20 protein-coding genes are annotated in these 18,837 nt (G+C 70.2%); 14 read left to right on the forward strand and 6 right to left on the reverse strand.

The window, feature by feature from the left end; translation table 11 throughout:
* The first annotated feature begins 18 nt into the window (after positions 1 to 18).
* The 3 genes from AB0D27_RS09780 to AB0D27_RS09790 are packed head-to-tail and all read left to right on the forward strand — an operon-like array spanning position 19 to position 2,481.
* Positions 19 to 606 carry a DUF5998 family protein gene (locus AB0D27_RS09780; protein WP_362504622.1) on the forward strand — a complete coding sequence of 196 codons (588 nt, stop codon included), beginning with the start codon at positions 19 to 21 and terminating at the stop codon, positions 604 to 606.
* Positions 606 to 1,793 carry a nucleotide pyrophosphatase/phosphodiesterase family protein gene (locus AB0D27_RS09785; RefSeq protein ID WP_362504625.1) on the forward strand — a complete coding sequence of 396 codons (1,188 nt, stop codon included), beginning with the start codon at positions 606 to 608 and terminating at the stop codon, positions 1,791 to 1,793. The genes AB0D27_RS09780 and AB0D27_RS09785 overlap by 1 nt, the downstream gene beginning before the upstream one ends.
* Before the next feature lie 40 nt (positions 1,794 to 1,833).
* A complete protein-coding gene (locus tag AB0D27_RS09790) occupies positions 1,834 to 2,481 on the forward strand; it encodes a thymidine kinase (RefSeq protein WP_362504628.1) in 648 nt (215 codons plus the stop codon).
* Between the two features lie 37 nt (positions 2,482 to 2,518).
* Here AB0D27_RS09790 and AB0D27_RS09795 read toward each other — a convergent pair whose 3' ends face one another.
* Positions 2,519 to 3,322: a VOC family protein gene (locus tag AB0D27_RS09795; RefSeq protein ID WP_362504631.1), complete on the reverse strand. Its 804-nt coding sequence runs from the start codon at positions 3,320 to 3,322 to the stop codon at positions 2,519 to 2,521.
* 324 nt (positions 3,323 to 3,646) lie between these two features.
* On the opposite strand from AB0D27_RS09795, the gene AB0D27_RS09800 reads away from it, so the two are divergent.
* On the forward strand, positions 3,647 to 4,474 hold the full coding sequence (locus AB0D27_RS09800) for a sulfurtransferase (protein ID WP_362504634.1): 828 nt from the start codon (positions 3,647 to 3,649) through the stop codon (positions 4,472 to 4,474).
* A gap of 52 nt (positions 4,475 to 4,526) precedes the next feature.
* On the opposite strand, the gene sepH is transcribed toward AB0D27_RS09800, so the two are convergent.
* The 3 genes from sepH to AB0D27_RS09815 all read right to left on the reverse strand — a co-directional run bounded on the left by sepH (position 4,527) and on the right by AB0D27_RS09815 (position 8,550).
* A complete protein-coding gene (sepH, locus tag AB0D27_RS09805; protein ID WP_362504637.1) occupies positions 4,527 to 5,582 on the reverse strand; it encodes a septation protein SepH in 1,056 nt (351 codons plus the stop codon).
* A 450-nt stretch (positions 5,583 to 6,032) separates the two neighbouring features.
* Positions 6,033 to 7,352 carry a D-arabinono-1,4-lactone oxidase gene (locus AB0D27_RS09810; protein ID WP_362504640.1) on the reverse strand — a complete coding sequence of 440 codons (1,320 nt, stop codon included), beginning with the start codon at positions 7,350 to 7,352 and terminating at the stop codon, positions 6,033 to 6,035.
* On the reverse strand, positions 7,312 to 8,550 hold the full coding sequence (locus AB0D27_RS09815) for an MFS transporter (RefSeq protein WP_362504643.1): 1,239 nt from the start codon (positions 8,548 to 8,550) through the stop codon (positions 7,312 to 7,314). Before AB0D27_RS09815 ends, AB0D27_RS09810 begins: the two co-directional genes overlap by 41 nt.
* Positions 8,551 to 8,754: 204 nt before the next feature.
* Between AB0D27_RS09815 and AB0D27_RS09820 the strand changes: the two genes are divergently transcribed.
* Both AB0D27_RS09820 and AB0D27_RS09825 read left to right on the forward strand, forming a co-directional pair.
* Positions 8,755 to 9,882, forward strand: coding sequence for a ferrochelatase (locus tag AB0D27_RS09820; protein ID WP_362504646.1), 1,128 nt, complete (start codon positions 8,755 to 8,757; stop codon positions 9,880 to 9,882).
* Positions 9,883 to 9,890: 8 nt separating this feature from the next.
* Positions 9,891 to 10,706 (forward strand): inositol monophosphatase family protein, encoded by an 816-nt coding sequence (locus AB0D27_RS09825; RefSeq protein ID WP_362504649.1) that lies wholly within the window; start codon positions 9,891 to 9,893, stop codon positions 10,704 to 10,706.
* 114 nt (positions 10,707 to 10,820) lie between these two features.
* Here the strand turns inward: AB0D27_RS09825 and AB0D27_RS09830 are convergent, their stop codons facing one another.
* The gene (locus AB0D27_RS09830; RefSeq protein WP_167459062.1) at positions 10,821 to 10,994 is read right to left on the reverse strand and encodes a hypothetical protein; all 174 of its coding nucleotides are present in this window, start codon (positions 10,992 to 10,994) and stop codon (positions 10,821 to 10,823) included.
* Positions 10,995 to 11,410: 416 nt separating this feature from the next.
* Here AB0D27_RS09830 and AB0D27_RS09835 point away from each other — a divergent pair, with 416 nt between their 5' ends.
* From AB0D27_RS09835 to AB0D27_RS09850, 4 genes are all read left to right on the forward strand, one after another.
* Entirely contained in the window at positions 11,411 to 12,064 is a 654-nt protein-coding gene (locus AB0D27_RS09835; RefSeq protein WP_010983842.1) for a response regulator transcription factor, read from the forward strand.
* 8 nt (positions 12,065 to 12,072) lie between these two features.
* A complete protein-coding gene (locus AB0D27_RS09840; RefSeq protein WP_362504653.1) occupies positions 12,073 to 13,314 on the forward strand; it encodes a HAMP domain-containing sensor histidine kinase in 1,242 nt (413 codons plus the stop codon).
* 393 nt (positions 13,315 to 13,707) lie between these two features.
* Positions 13,708 to 14,004 carry a DUF4193 domain-containing protein gene (locus tag AB0D27_RS09845; RefSeq protein ID WP_003997302.1) on the forward strand — a complete coding sequence of 99 codons (297 nt, stop codon included), beginning with the start codon at positions 13,708 to 13,710 and terminating at the stop codon, positions 14,002 to 14,004.
* Between the two features lie 13 nt (positions 14,005 to 14,017).
* Positions 14,018 to 14,929 (forward strand): hypothetical protein, encoded by a 912-nt coding sequence (locus tag AB0D27_RS09850; RefSeq protein ID WP_362504656.1) that lies wholly within the window; start codon positions 14,018 to 14,020, stop codon positions 14,927 to 14,929.
* Positions 14,930 to 14,947: 18 nt separating this feature from the next.
* Here the strand turns inward: AB0D27_RS09850 and AB0D27_RS09855 are convergent, their stop codons facing one another.
* Positions 14,948 to 15,412, reverse strand: coding sequence for a DUF3093 domain-containing protein (locus AB0D27_RS09855; protein WP_362504659.1), 465 nt, complete (start codon positions 15,410 to 15,412; stop codon positions 14,948 to 14,950).
* Between the two features lie 58 nt (positions 15,413 to 15,470).
* Here AB0D27_RS09855 and AB0D27_RS09860 point away from each other — a divergent pair, with 58 nt between their 5' ends.
* The 4 genes from AB0D27_RS09860 (at position 15,471) to AB0D27_RS09875 (ending at position 18,752) form a co-directional block, all read left to right on the forward strand.
* The gene (locus tag AB0D27_RS09860; RefSeq protein ID WP_362504662.1) at positions 15,471 to 16,055 is read left to right on the forward strand and encodes a PaaI family thioesterase; all 585 of its coding nucleotides are present in this window, start codon (positions 15,471 to 15,473) and stop codon (positions 16,053 to 16,055) included.
* Complete coding sequence (gene dut, locus AB0D27_RS09865; protein ID WP_362504665.1) at positions 16,052 to 16,567, forward strand: dUTP diphosphatase; 516 nt, start codon at positions 16,052 to 16,054, stop codon at positions 16,565 to 16,567. The genes AB0D27_RS09860 and dut overlap by 4 nt, the downstream gene beginning before the upstream one ends.
* A 1-nt stretch (position 16,568) precedes the next feature.
* A complete protein-coding gene (locus AB0D27_RS09870; protein ID WP_362504668.1) occupies positions 16,569 to 17,333 on the forward strand; it encodes a DUF3710 domain-containing protein in 765 nt (254 codons plus the stop codon).
* 195 nt (positions 17,334 to 17,528) lie between these two features.
* Positions 17,529 to 18,752 (forward strand): alginate lyase family protein, encoded by a 1,224-nt coding sequence (locus tag AB0D27_RS09875; RefSeq protein ID WP_362504671.1) that lies wholly within the window; start codon positions 17,529 to 17,531, stop codon positions 18,750 to 18,752.
* Positions 18,753 to 18,837: the final 85 nt, after the last annotated feature.

The raw sequence follows: 18,837 nt of genomic DNA on the forward strand, positions 1-18,837 counted from the left end.
CCCCGTAGGATGGACGTCATGGCCAAGACCAGTACGACGACCCAGGGGCTGCGAGCGGCGATCGAGCGCAGCGGCTACTACCCGGCCCTCGTGGCCGAGGCGGTGGAGGCCGCGATCGGCGGCGAGACCATCCGGTCGTACCTGGTCCACCAGGAGACGACGTTCGACGCGAACGAGGTGCGGCGGCACGTCACCGTGCTCGTCCTCACCGGCAACCGCTTCATCGTGAGCCACACCGACGAGCAGAACGCGGACACGACATCGCCGACGCCGTACGCCACGACATCGACGGAGTCGGTGAAGCTCGGCCGGATCTCGTCGGTCGTCGTCAGCCGTGTCGTCGCCAACCCGGAGTCGTACACGCCGGGCACGACGCCCCGCGAGGTCGTGCTGACCATCGGCTGGGGTGCCGTCTCCCGTATCGACCTGGAGCCTGCCGCCTGCGGCGACCCCAACTGCGAGGCCGACCACGGCTACACGGGCAACTCGACCGCGGACGACCTGAGCCTGCGCGTCAGCGAGGCCGGGGACGGCCCGGAGACGGTGCGCCAGGCCCTCGCCTTCGCGCAGTCCCTCTCCGAGGCGACCGCGGACATCACCCGCTGATGGCCCTGCCCATCTGGGATCACCCGGAACCGCTGGCAGTCGGCTCCGCCCCCGTCCCCGAGTACGGCGCCGGTTCGCTCGCCGACCTCCTGCCCACGCTCGCCGCGGGCATGGCCGTGCCCGGCGTGAGCGCCGCCATACCGGAGCTGACCGCCGCCGACCGGAACTGCGTCTTCCTGATCGACGGTCTCGGCTGGGAGCAGCTCAGGGCGCACCCCGACGAGGCCCCTTTCATGGCGTCCCTCCTGGCGTCCTCACGCGGGAACACCGGCCGCCCGATCACCGCGGGCTACCCGGCGACCACCGCGACCTCCCTCGCCTCCGTCGGCACCGGCCTGCCGCCCGGCGCGCACGGCCTGCCCGGCTACACCGTGCGCAACCCGGCGACCGGCGAGCTTATGAACCAGCTCCGGTGGAACCCCTGGACGGAGCCGCGGGCCTGGCAGCCGTATCCGACCGTCTTCGAGCTGGCCGACACAGCGGGTGTGCACACCGCCCAGGTCTCCTCGCCCACCTTCCAGAACACGCCCCTGACGAAGATCGCGCTGAGCGGCGGCACGTTCCACGGCCGGCTCTCCGGCGAGGAGCGCATGGACCTCGCGGCCGAACAACTGGGCGCCGGGGACCGCTCCTTGGTCTACACGTACTACGCTGAGCTGGACGGCAAGGGCCACCGCTTCGGCGTCGACTCGGACCCCTGGCGCGGCCAGCTGATGTACGTCGACCGGCTGGTCCAGCGCCTCGCGGAGCAACTGCCACCGCGCACGGCCCTGTACGTGACGGCCGACCACGGCATGATCGACATCCCCTTCGACGAGCAGCACCGCATCGACTTCGACGAGGACTGGGAGCTGCGCGCCGGCGTCGCCCTGCTCGGCGGCGAGGGCCGCGCCCGCCATGTCTACGCCGTCCCGGGTGCCGAGGCGGACGTCCTGACCTGCTGGCGCGAGGTGCTCGGCGAGCAGTTCTGGGTGGCGTCGCGGGACGAGGCGATCGCGGCGGGCTGGTTCGGCCCGCGGGTCGACGAGCGGGTGTACGCGCGGATCGGCGACGTCGTCGCGGCGGCCCGTGACGACGTACTGATCATCGCGTCCGAGCGGGAGCCCAAGGAGTCGTCGATGGTCGGCAACCACGGCTCGATGACGGCAGTGGAGCAGCACGTCCCGCTCCTGCAAGTACGTTCCTGATTCCCTTCCTCCTCCTTCGCCGAAAGGTGCTCAACCCCCCATGCCCGAGCTGGTGTTCTTCTCCGGAACGATGGACTGCGGGAAGTCGACGCTGGCTCTCCAGATCGAGCACAACCGCTCGGCGCGGGGGCTGCAGGGGATGATCTTCACGCGGGACGACCGCGCGGGCGAGGGCAAGCTCTCCTCGCGCCTGGGCCTTGTCACGGACGCGGTCGAGGTGGCGGACGACCAGGACGTGTACGCGTACCTCGTCGACCACCTCTCCCAGGGCGGCCGCGCGGACTACGTGATCGCGGACGAGGCCCAGTTCCTGGCCCCCGGGCAGATCGACCAGCTGGCGCGCGTGGTGGACGACCTGGGCGTGGACGTCTTCGCCTTCGGTATCACCACCGACTTCCGCTCCAAGCTCTTCCCGGGCTCCCAGCGCCTGGTGGAGCTGGCCGACCGGGTCGAGGTCCTCCAGGTCGAGGCCCTGTGCTGGTGCGGCGCCCGCGCCACCCACAACGCCCGCACGATAGGGGGCGAGATGGTCGTCGAGGGCGCCCAGGTGGTCGTCGGAGACGTCAACCAGCCGGAGGACATCGGCTACGAGGTCCTGTGCCGTCGCCACCACCGCCGCCGGATGACGGCCGCGACGGCGCGCGCGGGCGCCCTGTCGCCAGACGTGCTGCCGATCGCCTCCGCCTGACGACCTGCCGATCGCCTCAGCTTGACGTTTCTTCAGCTCACCGGACGGTGTGGATCAGCGAGAACATCGCGCCCTCCGGATCCGTCACCGTCGCCACGCGTCCGTACGGCGAGTCGTGGGCGGCCTCGAGGAGGTGTCCGCCGAGCTCGGTGACCCGGCGCACGGAGTCGTCCACGTCCGCGGCTTCGAAGTACGTCAGCCAGTGCGGACCGCGATCACGGGGCAGGCGGTTTCCGACGCCGTGGATGCCGGCCACCGGACGGCCGTCGATGCGCAGGGTGACGTAGTCGAAGTCGGACGAGACCGCGGGCTCCAGCTCGTACCGGAAGACGCCCTGGTAGAACTTGACGACGCTCTCGCTGTCGCGGGTGACGAGCTCGTTCCAGGCGGGGGTGCCCGGCACCCCGGTGATTCCGGTGCCCAGGTGGGCCGCCGCCTGCCAGATGCCGAAGACGGCGCCCGTCGGGTCCGAGGCGATCGCCAGCCGCCCGGCCTCGGCGGCGTCGAGAGGTCCGACGCCCACGGTGCCGCCGCTGTGCCGTACGGTCTCGGCGGTCAGGTCGACGTCGTCCGAGGCGAGGTAGGGGGTCCAGGCGATCGGCAGGTGCCGGTCGGGTGGCAGCTGGCCGATCCCCGCCACCTCATGGCCGTCGAGCACGGCCCGCACATACGGGCCGAGCTGCTGCGGTCCCGGCCGGAACTCCCAGCCGAACAGCGCTCCGTAGAACTCCTGGGTCGCGGCCATCCCGTGCACCATCAAGCTCACCCAGCAGGGTGCGCCGGGCGTGTGCCGAGCGTGCGTGGTGCCGTTCAGGCCGGCCGACCCCCGTGCCTCGGTCATCGTCACTCTCTTCTCGGCCCCTCGCGGTGGCCGGTCACATTCCGCCTGCGAACACGCGTACCGCAGTCGCGTGCGTGCACGCCCCGTGCCGATGTTCGCACCACCAGTCACACCGCGCGTCCCGGCCGCACCGCCGCTCGGCGGCTCACGGCCGGAGGATGCCAGATGTGCCGTTTCCCATCCGTTCCGGCGGGATTGCCGCGTGATGCCCATCAGCTGTACAGCATGTGCCCGATCCCATACGCCTCGTGATCGGACCTGTCCGGCGGAGCAGAGTAGCCGGACCTGGACGACGCGGCCACCCCGTACGCAAGGATGGTGGCCATGAACGTCATCATCACCGCATCCGAACTCGCGAGCGACCTGGCGGGACCGAACCCTCCGGTCCTGCTCGATGTCCGCTGGCAGCTGGGCGGTCCGAACCTGCGCGCCGAGTACGAGAAAGCGCACATCCCGGGGGCCGTTTTTGTCGATTTGGATTCCGAACTCGCTGGTCCGCCCGGGTCCGGAGGGCGGCATCCGCTGCCCGATCCGGAGATCTTCGGTGCGGCGATGCGGGCTGCCGGAGTGTCCGCGGACCGCGACGTCGTGGTGTACGACGGCGGTCAGGGCTGGGCCGCCGCGCGCGCGTGGTGGTTGTTGGGCTATTCGAGTCACCCGTCGGTACGCGTGCTTGACGGCGGGCTCGCCGCCTGGAGCGGGCCGGTGTCCTCGGAGGTGCCCACGCCCGCTCCCGGGAGCTTCGTACCGGCGCCCGGCGCCCGGCCGCTGCTCGACGCGGACGGGGCGGCGGCGCTCGCCCGCACCGGGCTGCTGCTGGACGCCCGGGCCGGTGAGCGGTACCGGGGTGACGTCGAGCCGATCGACCCGGTCGGCGGGCACATTCCCGGGGCGGTCTCCGCGCCGACCACGCAGAACGTCACGGACGACGGACGGTTCCTGCCCGCCGACGAGCTCGCCGACCGCTTCAAGTCCCTTGGCGCGACCGCCCCTTCCGAGGTCGGCGTCTACTGCGGCTCCGGTGTCTCCGGCGCTCACGAGGTGCTGGCCCTTGCCGTCGCCGGAATTCCCGCCGCCCTGTACGCGGGCTCCTGGTCGGAGTGGTCCCGGGACGGGAGCCGGCCGGTCGCGGTGGGTCCCGACCCCCAGTGACAGCGAAGGGGCCCGCACCGGTTCGGTGCGGGCCCCTTCGTCGTACACCTGACTAGTCCTGCTTCTTGCGCCGCGTGCCGAAGACGATCTCGTCCCAGCTCGGGACCGCCGCGCGGCGGCCCGGGCGGACGCCGTCGGCCTCGGCCTGGCGGTCGGTCGCGCCGACGAGCCGGTCGCGGTGGCTGCCGACCGAGCGGGGCATGAGGACGTCCGCGTAGGCCGAACCTGCGCCGGCCGAGGCCGCGGGAGCCGGAGGTTCCTCGGAGTCCGGCTCGGGGGCGGGCTCCTCCGTGGCGGGAGCCTCCGTGGTGGAGGGCCGCTCGGGCACCACCATGTCGCCCCGGAAGCTGGGCACCGCCTCCAGGAGGCTGGTCAGCGAGTCCCGGTCTCCTGCCTCCATGACCGGCTCCGGGGACGGCGAAGGCAGGCTCGGCCGCTCCATCTGCCGGTCCAGGGCGCGGTCCATCGGACGGTCCCTGGGCAGCCGCGCGATCCGCGGTACGAACGGGAAGCTCGGCTCGGGCGACACCGCGAGGTCGTCGGACTCGCCGATCAGTGAGCGCGCCTCGTCGTCGACGGCCTGGACGAGCCGCCGGGGCGGGTCGTACGTCCAGCTCGCCGAGTGCGGTTCGCCCGCGACCAGATAGACCAGCAGCACTTCCCAAGTGCCGTCGTCGCGGCGCCACGAGTCCCACTGGACGGTGTCCTTCTCGGCGCCGCGCAGCGTCAGCCGCTCCTGGACGGCCTCGCCGAGCTGGGGTCCGGCGTTCTCGCCCGGGCGGCGGACGGGGGTCTTCCTGGCGCGCTCGGCCATGAAGGCGCGCTCGGCGAGCACGGGGCCCTCGAAGCGGCGGACGCGATCGACGGGGATTCCGGCGAGCTGGGCGACTTCCTCCGCGGAGGCGCCTGCACGTATACGCGCCTGGATGTCTCGGGGGCGGAGATGGCTCTCCACCTCGATCTCGATCTGGCCGAGGCGGGGACGGTCGCCGCGTACGGCGGCGCGCAGACGCTCGTCAATCGGAAGCGTGTACTCCGTGCTGTCCGCAGCCTTCAGCACCAGCCGTGTGCCGTCGTTAGAGACGGCCACGACACGCAGTTCGGGCATGGGGACCTCCCGGGTGGTGCCTGCCGACGTCACGTGCGTCGCTGCTTCCGCTAGTCGAGTGTGGCCTGCCCGGGTGCAGCCTGCCACAACCTTGCCGAGTTGCCCGGCGTGTCGGGCGCGGGCCCGGGATCGCCGTTATGGCACGGTTACCTATTCGCAACGCTAAGTGACGAACTCCATCACCCTGTGCAACGAGCCCCCTCCCGGCGGTCCTGCAAGGCCCCGGACACCCTGGCGGGAGTCCGGACCCAGGGCTGGCAACAGTACTCCATTCGGGCCACGTACGTGGATCGGCACGCCGCCCAACTTCGGGCGGGGGGTGGTAGTTGGCCGCCCGAAGCGCCGTTTTCGTGACCATGAAACGTGGCACATTTCACTAATCGTCAGAAACGGAACCAATCGCTTCGCCGGTACGTCTCGTTCTGCGAGCGCAGCGCCCGACGCACCGTTCTACGAGCCCAACACCCGTCGCAGGTGGTCATTCGCGAAGCGCCGGTCCGGGTCCAGTCGGTCCCTCAGCGCGGTGAACTCGCCGAAGCGCGGATAGACCTCGGAGAAGTACTCGGCGTCGCGCGTGTGCACCTTCCCCCAATGCGGCCGCCCCTCGTGCGCGGTGAAGATCCGCTCGGCGGCGGTGAAGTACGCCTGATAGGGGGTGCCTTTGAACATGTGAACGGCGATGTACGCGCTCTCCCGCCCGGACGCCGTGGAGAGGGTGATGTCGTCGGCCGGGGCCGTACGTACCTCGACGGGGAAGCTGACCCGCAGGGGCGAGCGGTCGACCATCGACTTCAGCTCGCGCAGCGTCTCCACCAGGGCCTCGCGCGGGACGGCGTACTCCATCTCCACGAAACGCACCCGGCGCGGAGAAGTGAAGACCTTGTAGGGAATGTCGGTGTAGGTGCGTGCGGACAGCGCCCGGCTGGAGATCCTCGCGATCGCCGGGATGGTGACGGGCACGGCGCGGCCGAGCACATTGGCCACCTGGAAGGCGCCGTTGGAGAGGACGTCGTCCTCGATCCAGCCACTGAGCCGCCCGACCGGCTTCTCGGGGCCCGCGCTGCGGTTGTTGCGCTTGGTGTTGCAGTTGCCGGTGTGCGGGAACCAGTAGAACTCGAAGTGCTCGTTCTCGGTGAAGAGTTCGTCGAAATCGGCGGTGACCTGGTCGAAGGTCATCGGCTCCTCACGGGCCGTGAGCAGAAATATGGGCTCTACGGAGAACGTGATCGCGGTGACGATGCCCAGGGCACCGATTCCGACCCGGGCCGCCGCGAAGACCTCGGGGTTCTCCTTCTCGGAGCAGATGAGGACCGAGCCGTCGGCGGTGACCAGCTCAAGGCCCTTGATCTGCGCGGCTATCGAGGCCGAGTCCCGCCCCGTGCCGTGCGTTCCGGTGCTGGTGGCTCCCGACACCGTCTGCTCCATGATGTCGCCCATGTTCGTGAGCGACAGCCCCTCGCGCGCGAGAGCCACATTGAGACGCTTGAGCGGGGTGCCCGCGTCAACGGTGACCGTGCCGGCCTCCCGGTCGATATTGCGGATCCCGGTCAACAGTTGAGGGCGGATCAACACGCCGTCGGTCGCGGCGACGGCCGTGAAGGAGTGCCCGGTGCCGACGGCCTTCACCCTCAGACCGTCGTCGGCCGCCTTGCGTACGGCGGCGGCGAGTTCCTCGACCGACGCAGGGGTGACCTCCCGGACGGGGCGGGCGGTGACGTTCCCCGCCCAGTTACGCCACGTGCCGCTCTTCCCGCTCACTGTGGTGCTCATGGGACCCTCCCCGCTGCGGAACCGGCCTGTTCAGCCGGCGATACCCGAGGAAACCCACCGCGACCGCGACGGCCCCGGACACCGCCGGAACCCCGTACCCCGCCTTCGCGCCGGCGGTGTCGATCACCCAGCCGGCCACGGAGGAGCCGAGCGCGACCCCGACCGCGAGTCCGGTGCTCACCCAGGTCATGCCCTCGGTCAGTTTCGCGCGTGGTACGTGCTGTTCGATGAGGGACATCGTCGTGATCATCGTGGGAGCGATGGACAGGCCCGCAACGAACAGCGCCACGGCCAGGAACGGCAAGTTTCCGACCAGTAGGAGGGGGATCATACTCACGGCCATCGCGCATATGCCCAGCAGCCACCGGCGTTCGGGCGCCCCCTTGAAGTGCAGCAGTCCGAACACGGCTCCGGCGACACAGGAGCCCGCCGCGTACAGCGCGAGCACGACGCTCGCGGCGCCCTTGTGGCCCTGTTCCTCGGCGAAGGCCACGGTGACCACGTCGACGGCGCCGAAGATCGCCCCGGTCGCCACGAACGTGGCCACCAGGACCTGGAGCCCGGCGGCCCGCAGCGCCGAACCTCCGGTGTGCTGCTCGCGCGGGTGCGGCACGGGTTCGGTCGCGCGCTGGGAGGTCAGCCAGAAGACACCGGCTGTGAGGAAGCAGGCGGCGAGCAGCGGTCCGGCCTCCGGGAACCACACGGTGGACAGACCGATGGAGATGATCGGCCCGAAGATGAAGCAGATCTCGTCCACCACGGACTCGAAGGAGTACGCAATGTGCAGTTGCGGGGTGCCCCCGTACATGGCCGCCCAGCGGGCCCTGATCATCGCGCCGATGCTCGGGAAGCAGCCGATGCCGGCCGCGCAGACGAAGAGCACCCAGTCCGGCCACTCGAAGTGCGCGGCGCACAGCAGTCCGGCCGCCGCGGTGAGCGCGAACAGCGTCACGGGGCGCAGCACCCGTCGCTGCCCGTACTGGTCCACCAGTCGTGAGACCTGCGGGCCGAGCACCGCGGCGGCCAGCGCCATGGTGGCCGACAGCGCGCCGGCGAGCCCGTAGCGCCCGGTGAGCTGGGAGATCATCGTGACCACGCCGATGCCCATCATCGACAGCGGCATCCGGCCGAGGAAGCCCGCGGCGGAGAAGCCCTTGGAGCCGGGGGCGGCGAACAGGGCGCGGTACGGGCTGGGCACGTGGGTTCTCCGTCGGCTCGGCTCGGCTCGGCCACCCGGTCACCACGGGCGGTACGAACTCTGGTAAGGCGTGAAGCTAGCCGATACAGCTTACGGTTCAGGCGACCCCAACGCACTCCCTCGTACCGCTTGTCACGTGGTTGTCCTCCCGCTTGGCACGTGGCTGTCCTCCGGCTGTCAGCGGCGGGTGGCAGGATCGGAGTCATGCCAGATGTGCTCGACGCCACCCCCTACGACGCCCTGCTCCTGCTCTCGTTCGGCGGTCCCGAAGGCCCGGACGACGTCGTCCCGTTCCTGGAGAACGTGACGCGGGGGCGCGGCATCCCCAAGGAACGGCTCAAGGAAGTCGGTCAGCACTACTTCCTTTTCGGCGGGATCAGTCCCATCAACGACCAGAACCGCGCCCTGCTCGACGCCCTCCACAAGGACTTCGCCGACCACGGCCTGGACCTGCCCGTCTACTGGGGCAACCGCAACTGGGCGCCCTACCTGACCGATACCCTGCGCGAGATGGTCGCCGACGGCCGACGCCGCGTCCTCGTCCTCACCACCAGCGCGTACGCCTCGTACTCGGGCTGCCGTCAGTACCGCGAGAACCTCGCCGAGTCCCTGGCCGCGCTCGAAGCCGAGGGCCTGGAGCTGCCGAAGATCGACAAACTGCGCCACTACTTCAACCACCCCGGCTTCGTCCGTCCCATGGTCGACGGCGTCCTGAAGTCCCTCGCCGAACTGCCCGAAGGCCTACGGGAGGGCGCGCACCTCGCCTTCACGACGCACTCCATCCCGGACGCGGCGGCCGACACCTCCGGGCCCGTGGAGGAGCACGGCGACGGCGGTGCCTACGTCAAGCAACACCTGGACGTGGCGCAGCTGATCGCCGACGTCGTGCGCGAGCAGACCGGCATCGAGCACCCCTGGCAGCTCGTCTACCAGTCGCGTTCCGGAGCCCCGCACATCCCGTGGCTGGAGCCGGACATCTGTGACCACCTGGAGGAGCTGCACGGCGCCGGCGTCCCGGCCGTCGTGATGGCGCCCATCGGGTTCGTCTCCGACCACATGGAGGTCCTGTACGACCTCGACACGGAGGCGAAGGCCAAGGCGGAGGAGCTGGGCCTGCCGGTGCGCCGCTCGGCCACCGTGGGCGCCGACCCGAGGTTCGCCGCGGCGATCCGCGACCTCGTCCTGGAGCGCGCCGCCACGGAAGGTGGCCGCCAGGTGACTCCCTGCGCCCTCGGCGCGCTGGGCGCGAGCCACGACCTGTGCCCGGTGGGCTGTTGTCCCGCCCGTGCCCCCAAGCCCGCCGCCGCGGGCGCCGACAGCCCGTACGCCTGAGGAGCCCCGTGCCCGAGCCCCTGCACACCGAACTGCTCCAACTCGCCCACGACGCCGCCCGGCGCGCCGGTGAGCTGCTGCGGGACGGACGCCCGGCGGACCTCGCGGTCGCCGCGACCAAGTCCAGCCCCATCGACATCGTCACCGAGATGGACATCGCCGCCGAGAAGCTGATCACGGACCTGATCTCCCAGCACCGCCCCGCCGACGGCTTCCTCGGCGAGGAGGGCGCCGCCTCGGAGGGCACCAGCGGAATCCGCTGGGTCATCGACCCGCTCGACGGCACGGTCAACTACCTGTACGGATTGCCGACCTGGGCCGTGTCCATCGCGGCCGAGCAGCACGGCGAGGCCGTCGTAGGAGTCGTCGCGGCACCGATGCGCGGCGAGACGTACAGCGCGGTGCGCGGCCGTGGCGCCCGGGCCACCGGCGCCTGGATCGGCGACCGCCGCCTCACCTGCCGCCCGTCGCCGCCGCTGGACCAGGCCCTGGTCTCGACAGGCTTCAACTACGTGGCCGAGGTAAAGGCCCACCAGGCCGACGTCGCCCAGCGGCTGATCCCGCTGCTGCGCGACATCCGGCGCTCCGGCTCCGCGGCGGTCGACCTGTGCGACGTCGCGACGGGGCGCCTCGACGGCTACTACGAGCGCGGACTCAACCCGTGGGACCTCGCGGCGGGCGAGCTGATCGCCCGGGAAGCGGGCGCGCTGACCGGTGGGCGCCCCGGAGAGCGCCCCGCACGCGATCTGGCGGTGGCAGCCTCACCGGGCGTCTTCGAGCCCCTCCAGCGGCTCCTGGAGGACTTCGGCGCCTGGCACGACTGAAGCACCTGGCGTTGACGGCGTGTACAACAGCGGCTGTCCCTGACGCCGCGTACAACAACGGAGCGGGGCCCCGGCACTGGATCGATACCGGGGCCCCGCTCTCGTACGAACTGATCAGACGCGCGTCGCGCCGACCTCCACACCGTGCTCGGCGGCGAGGCGGTGCAGGTCGTCCAGCTCGGCCTGCTCGACCTCCGCGAGGAAGTCGTCGCCTGTTTCGCGAGCCCGCGTCAGGTCGGACTCGGTCGCCCTTATGCGCTGCAGAAGTCCTGCGGTGAATGCGTCCATGCTGCGCCCCCTCGTCCTGGGTCGTGGGTCGGGTGGCACGGGGGTGTGCCGTTCGGAAGGGGCGATCACGTCTCCAGATGGGTGCCCAGCGCTGCCCAGGCTGGGCGGCGACGGTGCCGGACACCCACGCCCGCTCTGCGGAAGCGGTTGGACGTACCACAAGGTGGCTTGCCACATGCAGAGCGTGATCGCGGGGTGTAAAGCCGTCCTCCCCCCGCTCCCTTCCACGGAAACCTCAACCCAACGAGAAAATCTCGCATTCCCGGGCCCGCGGACCGGCTTCCCGGAGGCCCTCCCACCGTCTTACGGCCGGTTTATGGCCGAAAAGGGCAGGATGGAGCTCTCATCCATGACAGACCTGCCCGCGTGGTGCCCTGAAGCGCGCTACGCGGGTGGACACAGGAAGGACAAGCGACGTGCGCGTACTCGTCGTCGAGGACGAGCAACTGCTCGCCGATGCGGTGGCCACCGGACTGCGCCGGGAGGCCATGGCCGTCGACGTCGTGTACGACGGTGCGGCGGCCCTGGAGCGCATCGGCGTCAACGACTACGACGTGGTCGTCCTCGACCGCGACCTCCCCCTCGTGCACGGCGACGACGTCTGCCGCAAGATCGTCGAGCTCGGCATGCCCACGCGCGTGCTGATGCTCACCGCGTCCGGCGACGTCAGCGACCGCGTCGAGGGCCTGGAGATCGGCGCCGACGACTATCTCCCCAAGCCGTTCGCGTTCAGCGAGCTGACGGCACGCGTACGTGCCCTCGGGCGCCGTACGAGCGTGCCGCTGCCGCCCGTCCTGGAGCGCGCCGGGATCAAGCTCGACCCCAACCGCCGTGAGGTCTTCCGGGACGGCAAGGAGGTCCAGCTCGCGCCCAAGGAGTTCGCCGTCCTGGAGGTGCTGCTGCGCAGCGAGGGTGCCGTCGTCTCGGCGGAGCAGCTCCTGGAGAAGGCCTGGGACGAGAACACGGACCCGTTCACCAACGTCGTACGCGTCACGGTGATGACGCTGCGCCGCAAGCTCGGCGAGCCCCCCGTCATCGTCACCGTGCCCGGCTCCGGCTACCGGATCTGAGCGCGACCGTGGCCACGACTCCCGCGCCTCCCACGGCGCCTCCCAAGCCCACCTGGGAACCCAGGCCGGAACCCCCGTTCCCCTGGCTGCGCCCGACCATCCGGATACGGCTCACGCTGCTGTACGGAGGCATGTTCCTGATCGCCGGCATCATGCTGCTGTCGATCATCTATCTGCTCGCGGCGCAGGCGCTGAACACGGGCGCCGAGCCGCTCTTCAGGATCGCCGGCGGCACCGACATCAAGGTCACCAGCGACAACTGCCCCGCCGTCAACACGGGCCTGTCACTGTCCGCGTTCAACGACGCGATCAGCAACTGCATCGACCACCAGCGTCAGGCCGCCCTGGACAACCTGCTCAGCCGCTCGCTGCTCGCCCTGCTCGGCCTCGCCATCATCGCGTTCGCCTTCGGGTACGCGATGGCCGGACGGGTGCTCTCGCCGCTGGGCCGGATCACCCGCACCGCGCGCGCGGTCGCGGGCTCGGACCTGTCACGGCGGATCGAACTGGACGGTCCGGACGACGAGTTGAAGGAGCTGGCGGACACCTTCGACGACATGCTGGAGCGGCTGCAGCGAGCCTTCACCGCCCAGCAGCGGTTCGTCGGGAACGCCTCGCACGAACTGCGCACCCCGCTCGCGATCAACCGCACGCTCCTCGAGGTGCACCTCTCCGACCCCGGGGCGCCGACGGAACTGCAGCAGCTCGGCAAGACGCTGCTCGCCACGAACGAGCGCAGTGAGCAGCTCGTCGAGGGCCTGCTGCTCCTCGCCCGCAGCGACAACCAGATCGTGGAGCGCAAGCCGGTCGACCTCGCCGAGGTCGCCTCGCAGGCCGTCGACCAGGTGCACGCCGAGGCCGAGGCGAAGGGCGTGGAGATCCGCGGGGAGCGCGCCCCGGCGGTCGTCCAGGGCAATGGCGTACTGCTGGAGCGGATCGCGCTGAACCTCGTCCAGAACGCCGTGCGGTACAACGTGCCTGAGGAGGGCTGGGTCGAGGTCACGACGCGGGTCGAGCACGGTCAGGCGTTGCTGGTGGTGTCGAACACGGGGCCGGTGGTTCCCGCGTACGAGATCGACAATCTCTTCGAGCCCTTCCGGCGGCTGCGTACGGAGCGCACGGGCAGCGACAAGGGCGTGGGTCTCGGCCTGTCCATCGCCCGGTCGGTGGCCCGGGCCCACGGGGGGCATATCGTCGCTCAGCCGCGCGAAGGAGGCGGACTCGTGATGCGCGTCACCCTTCCGATCTGAGACCATGGCGCCGACACGCGACGATGTTCGCTTTGCGCGGAATTTTCTGGTCACCCGTCCGGGAGGCCCGTGTGTGATCGATCACAAGGGCAAATTTCCGGCCGTCTACTCACCGTGATCATGCAAGCTGTCGGAAAGCCGGGAAAATCCGGGTTTTCGGGGGTCGTGATCACGGGAAGTACACGGTGGGACGCCTTTGAAGTGCAGCCTTCGGACCGTGTACGGTCCGCATCGCCATCCAAGCCGATCACTCTTGAGGAGTCCGGTTGGGTGTCGATTGAGTAACAGACCTTGATGTGAGGCAAAATCTCCGCCTCGGGTCGGGCACAAGTCCGGCCTCTCACGCGTTACGTGCGCTGGAGACACCGCAGACACCCAGAGGGGGAGAGCGACATGGCAACGGATTACGACACCCCACGCAAGACCGACGACGACGTCGACTCGGACAGCCTTGAAGAACTCAAGGCTCGCCGGAACGACAAGTCGACTTCGTCTGTCGACGTAGACGAATTCGAGGCCGCAGAAGGCCTGGAGCTGCCCGGGGCCGACCTCTCGAACGAGGAGCTGGCTGTCCGGGTGCTGCCCAAGCAGCAGGACGAGTTCACCTGCATGAGCTGCTTCCTGGTGCACCACCGCAGCCAGCTGGCCCGCGAGAAGAACGGTCAGCCGATCTGCCGCGACTGCGACTGAGGCAGGGTCGGCCGTGACTGGCTCGACCCCTCCTTGGAAGCGCCGCTTCCCCTCCCGGGGAGCGGACGAAGGGCCGTCTGACGGCTCTGAAGGCGTGCGTGACGACGAGCGGGGCTCATCCGACCCAGGATCAGCCTCGCTCGAGCCGGCGCCCGTCACGGGCGGCCTCCCGGCCCCCATGGACGCTCCCGCGCCCGCCGCCAGGCGCCGCGCGGCGGTCGTCCGGGACGGGGTCAGGAAAGGCGTCCAGAAGGGCGGCAGCCGGGCCAGGGCGGGTTTGGCGCACCTCGCCGACCGGATCATCGAAAACGCCCCACGCATTCCCGTACGGGACCTCGCGACCCTCCGCAAGCAGTTCCCGGGCCTCGGCCCTGAACAGCTCGCGGACAAACTCGTCGCGGGCGCGGCCGCCGGCACCTCCACAGTGGGTGCCGGGATCGGCGCGGCCGCGATGCTGCCGGTGCCGCCCGCGATGCCCACGGAGCTGGCTGCCGAGATCACCGGCGTCGCCGCGATCGAGCTGAAGCTGATCGCCGAACTCTATGAGGTCTACGGCCTGCGCCCGCCGGGCAATCTCAAGCAGCGCAGTACCGCGTATCTGAACTCCTGGTCCAGTGAGCGCGGGATCGACGCGACGAAGCCGTCGACGGTCAACGCCGCACTGGGCGGCCAGATGAAGCGCGAGATGCGCCAGCAGATCATGAAGCGCACGGTCCGGGACCTGCCCAACCTGATGCCGTTCATGATCGGCGCGGCGGTCGGTGCGGTCATGAACCGCCGCGACACCAAACGCCTCGCGGCGCGGATTCGCAAGGACCTGCGGAAGGCGCAGGTGCCATGGGACGCCCTTCCCGAGCTGCCGCCGTTGGAGAAACCGGCGGATCCCCTGCGTATCGGGGAGATCCCCAAGGAGCTGGGGCGCTGAGCCCCTCGTCGGGAAGGGCTAGCCGGCCGTCGCGCGTGCCGCCTCCAGCGCCGCCGCCAGCCGTTCCGGCTCCCGTGTCGAGAGATACAGGTACGGCGTCGGGTCCGCCGGGTCCGTGACCTGGACGCGCAAACCCGTGGGGATGTAGGCGCGCAGGAGCATGAAGGCGCGGGGATCGGCCTTGTACGTGCGCCAGGCGCGCGCCTCCTCCAGGTCCATGATCTCGGCGTCGCCGAGGGCCGCGACCGGGATCTTGGCCTCCCCCGCGATCAGCGAGTCGCCGACGACACGGATGCGGATCGAGCCGTACGAGCTGGCCACGACCGCCGAGACCGCGGTGCCACCGACGAGGGCGCTCAGCAGCGGCAGGGTGCCGAAGGGCAGGAAGACCAGGGCCAGCGCGATCCCGACCAGCAGGCAGATCGCCCACCAGCTGCGGGGGGCGGTGAGGCGTTCTTCGTACGGCGAGGCGGGGAGCTGCATGAAACCAAGCTTGGCACGGTGCGAAGAGTCGGTGGACGCGCGGGTAAGGTCTGCGGCTGTGAGTGGTACTTCCGCAGGTCTGAAGCCTCCCGCCGACGCCGTCGCACCGGTGCGGCACCCCGACGCGCCCGCACCCGGCGAGCTCCTCGGGGCCCACTACGAACAGTGTTTCGGGTGTGGCGGTGAGCAGCCCCACGTACTGCATCTGGAGGCCCGCGCGGGCGAGGGGGTCCGGATCACGGCGGAGTTCACCGTGCGGCCCGTTCACCAGGGTGCCCCGGGGCTCGCGCACGGCGGCGTCCTCGCCACCGCGCTCGACGAGACGCTCGGCTCGCTGAACTGGCTGCTGCGCACGATCGCGGTGACGGGACGACTGGAGACCGACTTCCGCCGGCCCGTGCCCGTCGGCACGGTGCTGTATCTGGAGGCCGAGGTCACCGCGGTGGCCGGCCGGAAGATCTACTCCACCGCCACCGGGCGGATCGGCGGTCCCGACGGACCCGTCGCCGTGCGCGCCGACGCCCTCTTCATCGAGGTCAAGGTCGACCACTTCATCGACAACGGTCGCCCGGAGGAGATCCGTGCGGCCATGAACGACCCGGACCAGCTCCGGCGCTCCCGTGCCTTCGAGGTGAACCCGTGACCCGTAACCCCGTGAACGTGCTGATCCGGCGCGTCGACCCGGACGTCCCCCTTCCCGAGTACGCGCACCCCGGTGACGCGGGAGCCGATCTGCGCACCACCGCGGGCTGTGAGCTGCCGCCCGGTGAACGCGCCGTTCTGCCCACCGGGGTGTGCATCGCGCTGCCCGAGGGGTACGCGGCCTTCGTGCACCCACGTTCCGGGCTCGCCGCCCGCTGCGGTGTCGCCCTCGTGAATGCCCCGGGGACGGTGGATGCCGGGTACCGTGGGGAGATCAAGGTGATCGTGGTGAATCTCGACCCGCGCGAGTCCGTGCGGTTCGAGCGCTTCGACCGGATTGCTCAACTGGTCGTCCAGCAGGTCGAGAAGGTCCGCTTCGAGGAGGTCGCGGAGCTTCCCGACTCGGCGCGGGCCGCAGGGGGCTTCGGGTCCACCGGCGGTCATGCCGCCGTGGGCAGCACAACGGGTGGGAATCGATACGCTTCGGTCGTATCCGACCGGGAAGGACAGTGACGTGTTCGGACGTCGCAAGAAGGGCAGTGCCGCCGAGGACGCGGCGGGCGAGGCCGAGCAGGTCGTCGACGGCGTCGACACTGAGGCGGACGAGGCGGAGGAGCGGGAGCGCGTGAGGCTCGAGCCCGAGCCGCGCCCCGATGGACCCTGGGACGACTCCGAGGTCCGCGATCCGGCCGAGGGCCGGGTGGACCTGGGCGGCCTTTTCGTGCCCGGGGTCGATGGCATGGAGCTGCGGGTCGAGGTGGCCGGTGACGCGATCGTCGCGGCGACCGTGGTCCTCAAGGACAGCGCCGTCCAGCTGCAGGCCTTCGCCGCTCCCAAGCGCGAGGGCATCTGGGGCGAGGTGCGCGAGGAGATCGCCTCCGGAATCACCCAGCAGGGCGGTGTCATCGACGAGGTCGAGGGCCCGCTGGGCTGGGAGCTGCGGGCGCAGGTGCCGGTGCAGCTGCCGGACGGCACGGGCGGTTTCCAGGTCGTGCGGTTCGTCGGTGTGGACGGCCCCCGCTGGTTCCTGCGCGGAGTGATCTCCGGGCAGGGCGCGGTGCAGCCGCAGGCCGCGGGCCTGCTCGAACAGATCTTCAGGGACACGGTCGTCGTGCGCGGCGAGGGTCCGATGGCCCCCCGTGATCCGATCGTGCTGAAGCTGCCGGACGACGCGCAGATGGTCGCCGAGGGTGTCCAGCAGGACGACGAGAGCGGTTCGCGCTTCTCCGGTGGCATGGGGCAGTTGCAGCGCGGACCGGAGATCACCGAAGTCCGCTAGGCAGTTGACAGTTGGGCCGCATCCCGACGGGGTGCGGCCCTTTCCTGTGTGCAAGTTCTCGTACGTGAACGGCAGTTGAGCTGCGCGTCTTTCTTCAGGCCTTGACGGAAGTCTGGTCCGTACCTATGGTCACCGGCCAGTACGCGCGTTCAGCATCCCATGTGTCGTTCACATACGAGAACGGACTACTCCCGCATGCCCGACACCCCCACTCGGCACCGCCGCAGACGCCGTCCCGTCCTCCTCTCCATCGTCGCCGCCGCCGCGACCGCGGCCCTCGTGGGCGCCCTACTGGCCTGGCCCGGCGCCCACCGCGCGGACGCCGCGCCCTCCACCTTCGTGCACCCCGGAGTCACCGTCTCCAAGAGCCAGTTGGACTTCGCCCGCACCAAGGTCAACGCCGGCGCCCAGCCCTGGAAGGGCGCGTACGACCAGATGATGGCGAGCAAGTACGCCTCGCTGACCCGTACCGCGGCGCCCCGCGCGACCGTGGAGTGCGGCTCGTACTCCAACCCCAACTACGGCTGCACCGACGAGCGCGAGGACGCGATAGCCGCGTACACCGACGCCCTCGCCTGGTACATCACCCGCGACGACCGCTACGCGAAGAAGTCCATCGAATTGATGGACGCCTGGTCGGCGGTGCTCAAGGACCACACCAACAGCAACGCGCCCCTGCAGACCGGCTGGGCCGGCTCCTCCTGGCCCAAGGCCGCCGAGCTCATCAAGTACACGTACACCGGCACGTGGGCCAACTCCGGCCGTTTCGCGACCATGCTGCGTGACGTCTACCTCCCCGAGATCATCAACGGCTCCAACTCCAACGGCAATTGGGAGCTGTCGATGATGGAGGCGGCCGTCGGCATCTCCGTCTTCCTCGAGGACAAGACGTCGTACGACAAGGCCATGGCGAAGTTCCGGACGCGTACGGCCGCGTACATCTACCTCTCCTCCGACGGCTCCGTGCCGAAGACCGTGCCCAGCCAGAACCTCGACACCACCGCGAAGATCGTCAGCTACTGGCAGGGACAGTCCACCTTCGTCACCGGACTCACCCAGGAGACCTGCCGCGACTTCACGCACACCGGGTACGGCATCTCCGCCATCTCGCACGTCGCGGAGACCAGCCGGATCCAGGGCACGGATCTGTACGGCACCGACGTCGGAGAGCGGCTGCGGCAGGCGCTCGGCTTCCAGTCCAAGTACCAGCTGGGCGAGGCGGTGCCGAGCTGGCTGTGCGGCGGCTCCCTGGCCCTCGGGCTCGGTCCGGTCACCGAGGTCGGCTACAACGCCCTGCACAACCGCCTTGGCATCGCGATGACCAACACCCAGAAGCTGACCGAGCTGAACCGCCCGGCCGGCAGCAACAACCTGTTCGTGGCGTGGGAGACGCTGACCCACGGGGACAACCCGAGCTGACCGGCACCCGCCACCTCATCGGCCACGGATACGCCACCGCCCAGAACGAGGACGCCGAACACCTTGGCCAACGCCACGACGGCTT

The sequence above is a fragment of the Streptomyces sp. NPDC048415 genome, from assembly GCF_040651675.1.
Lineage (GTDB): Bacteria > Actinomycetota > Actinomycetes > Streptomycetales > Streptomycetaceae > Streptomyces.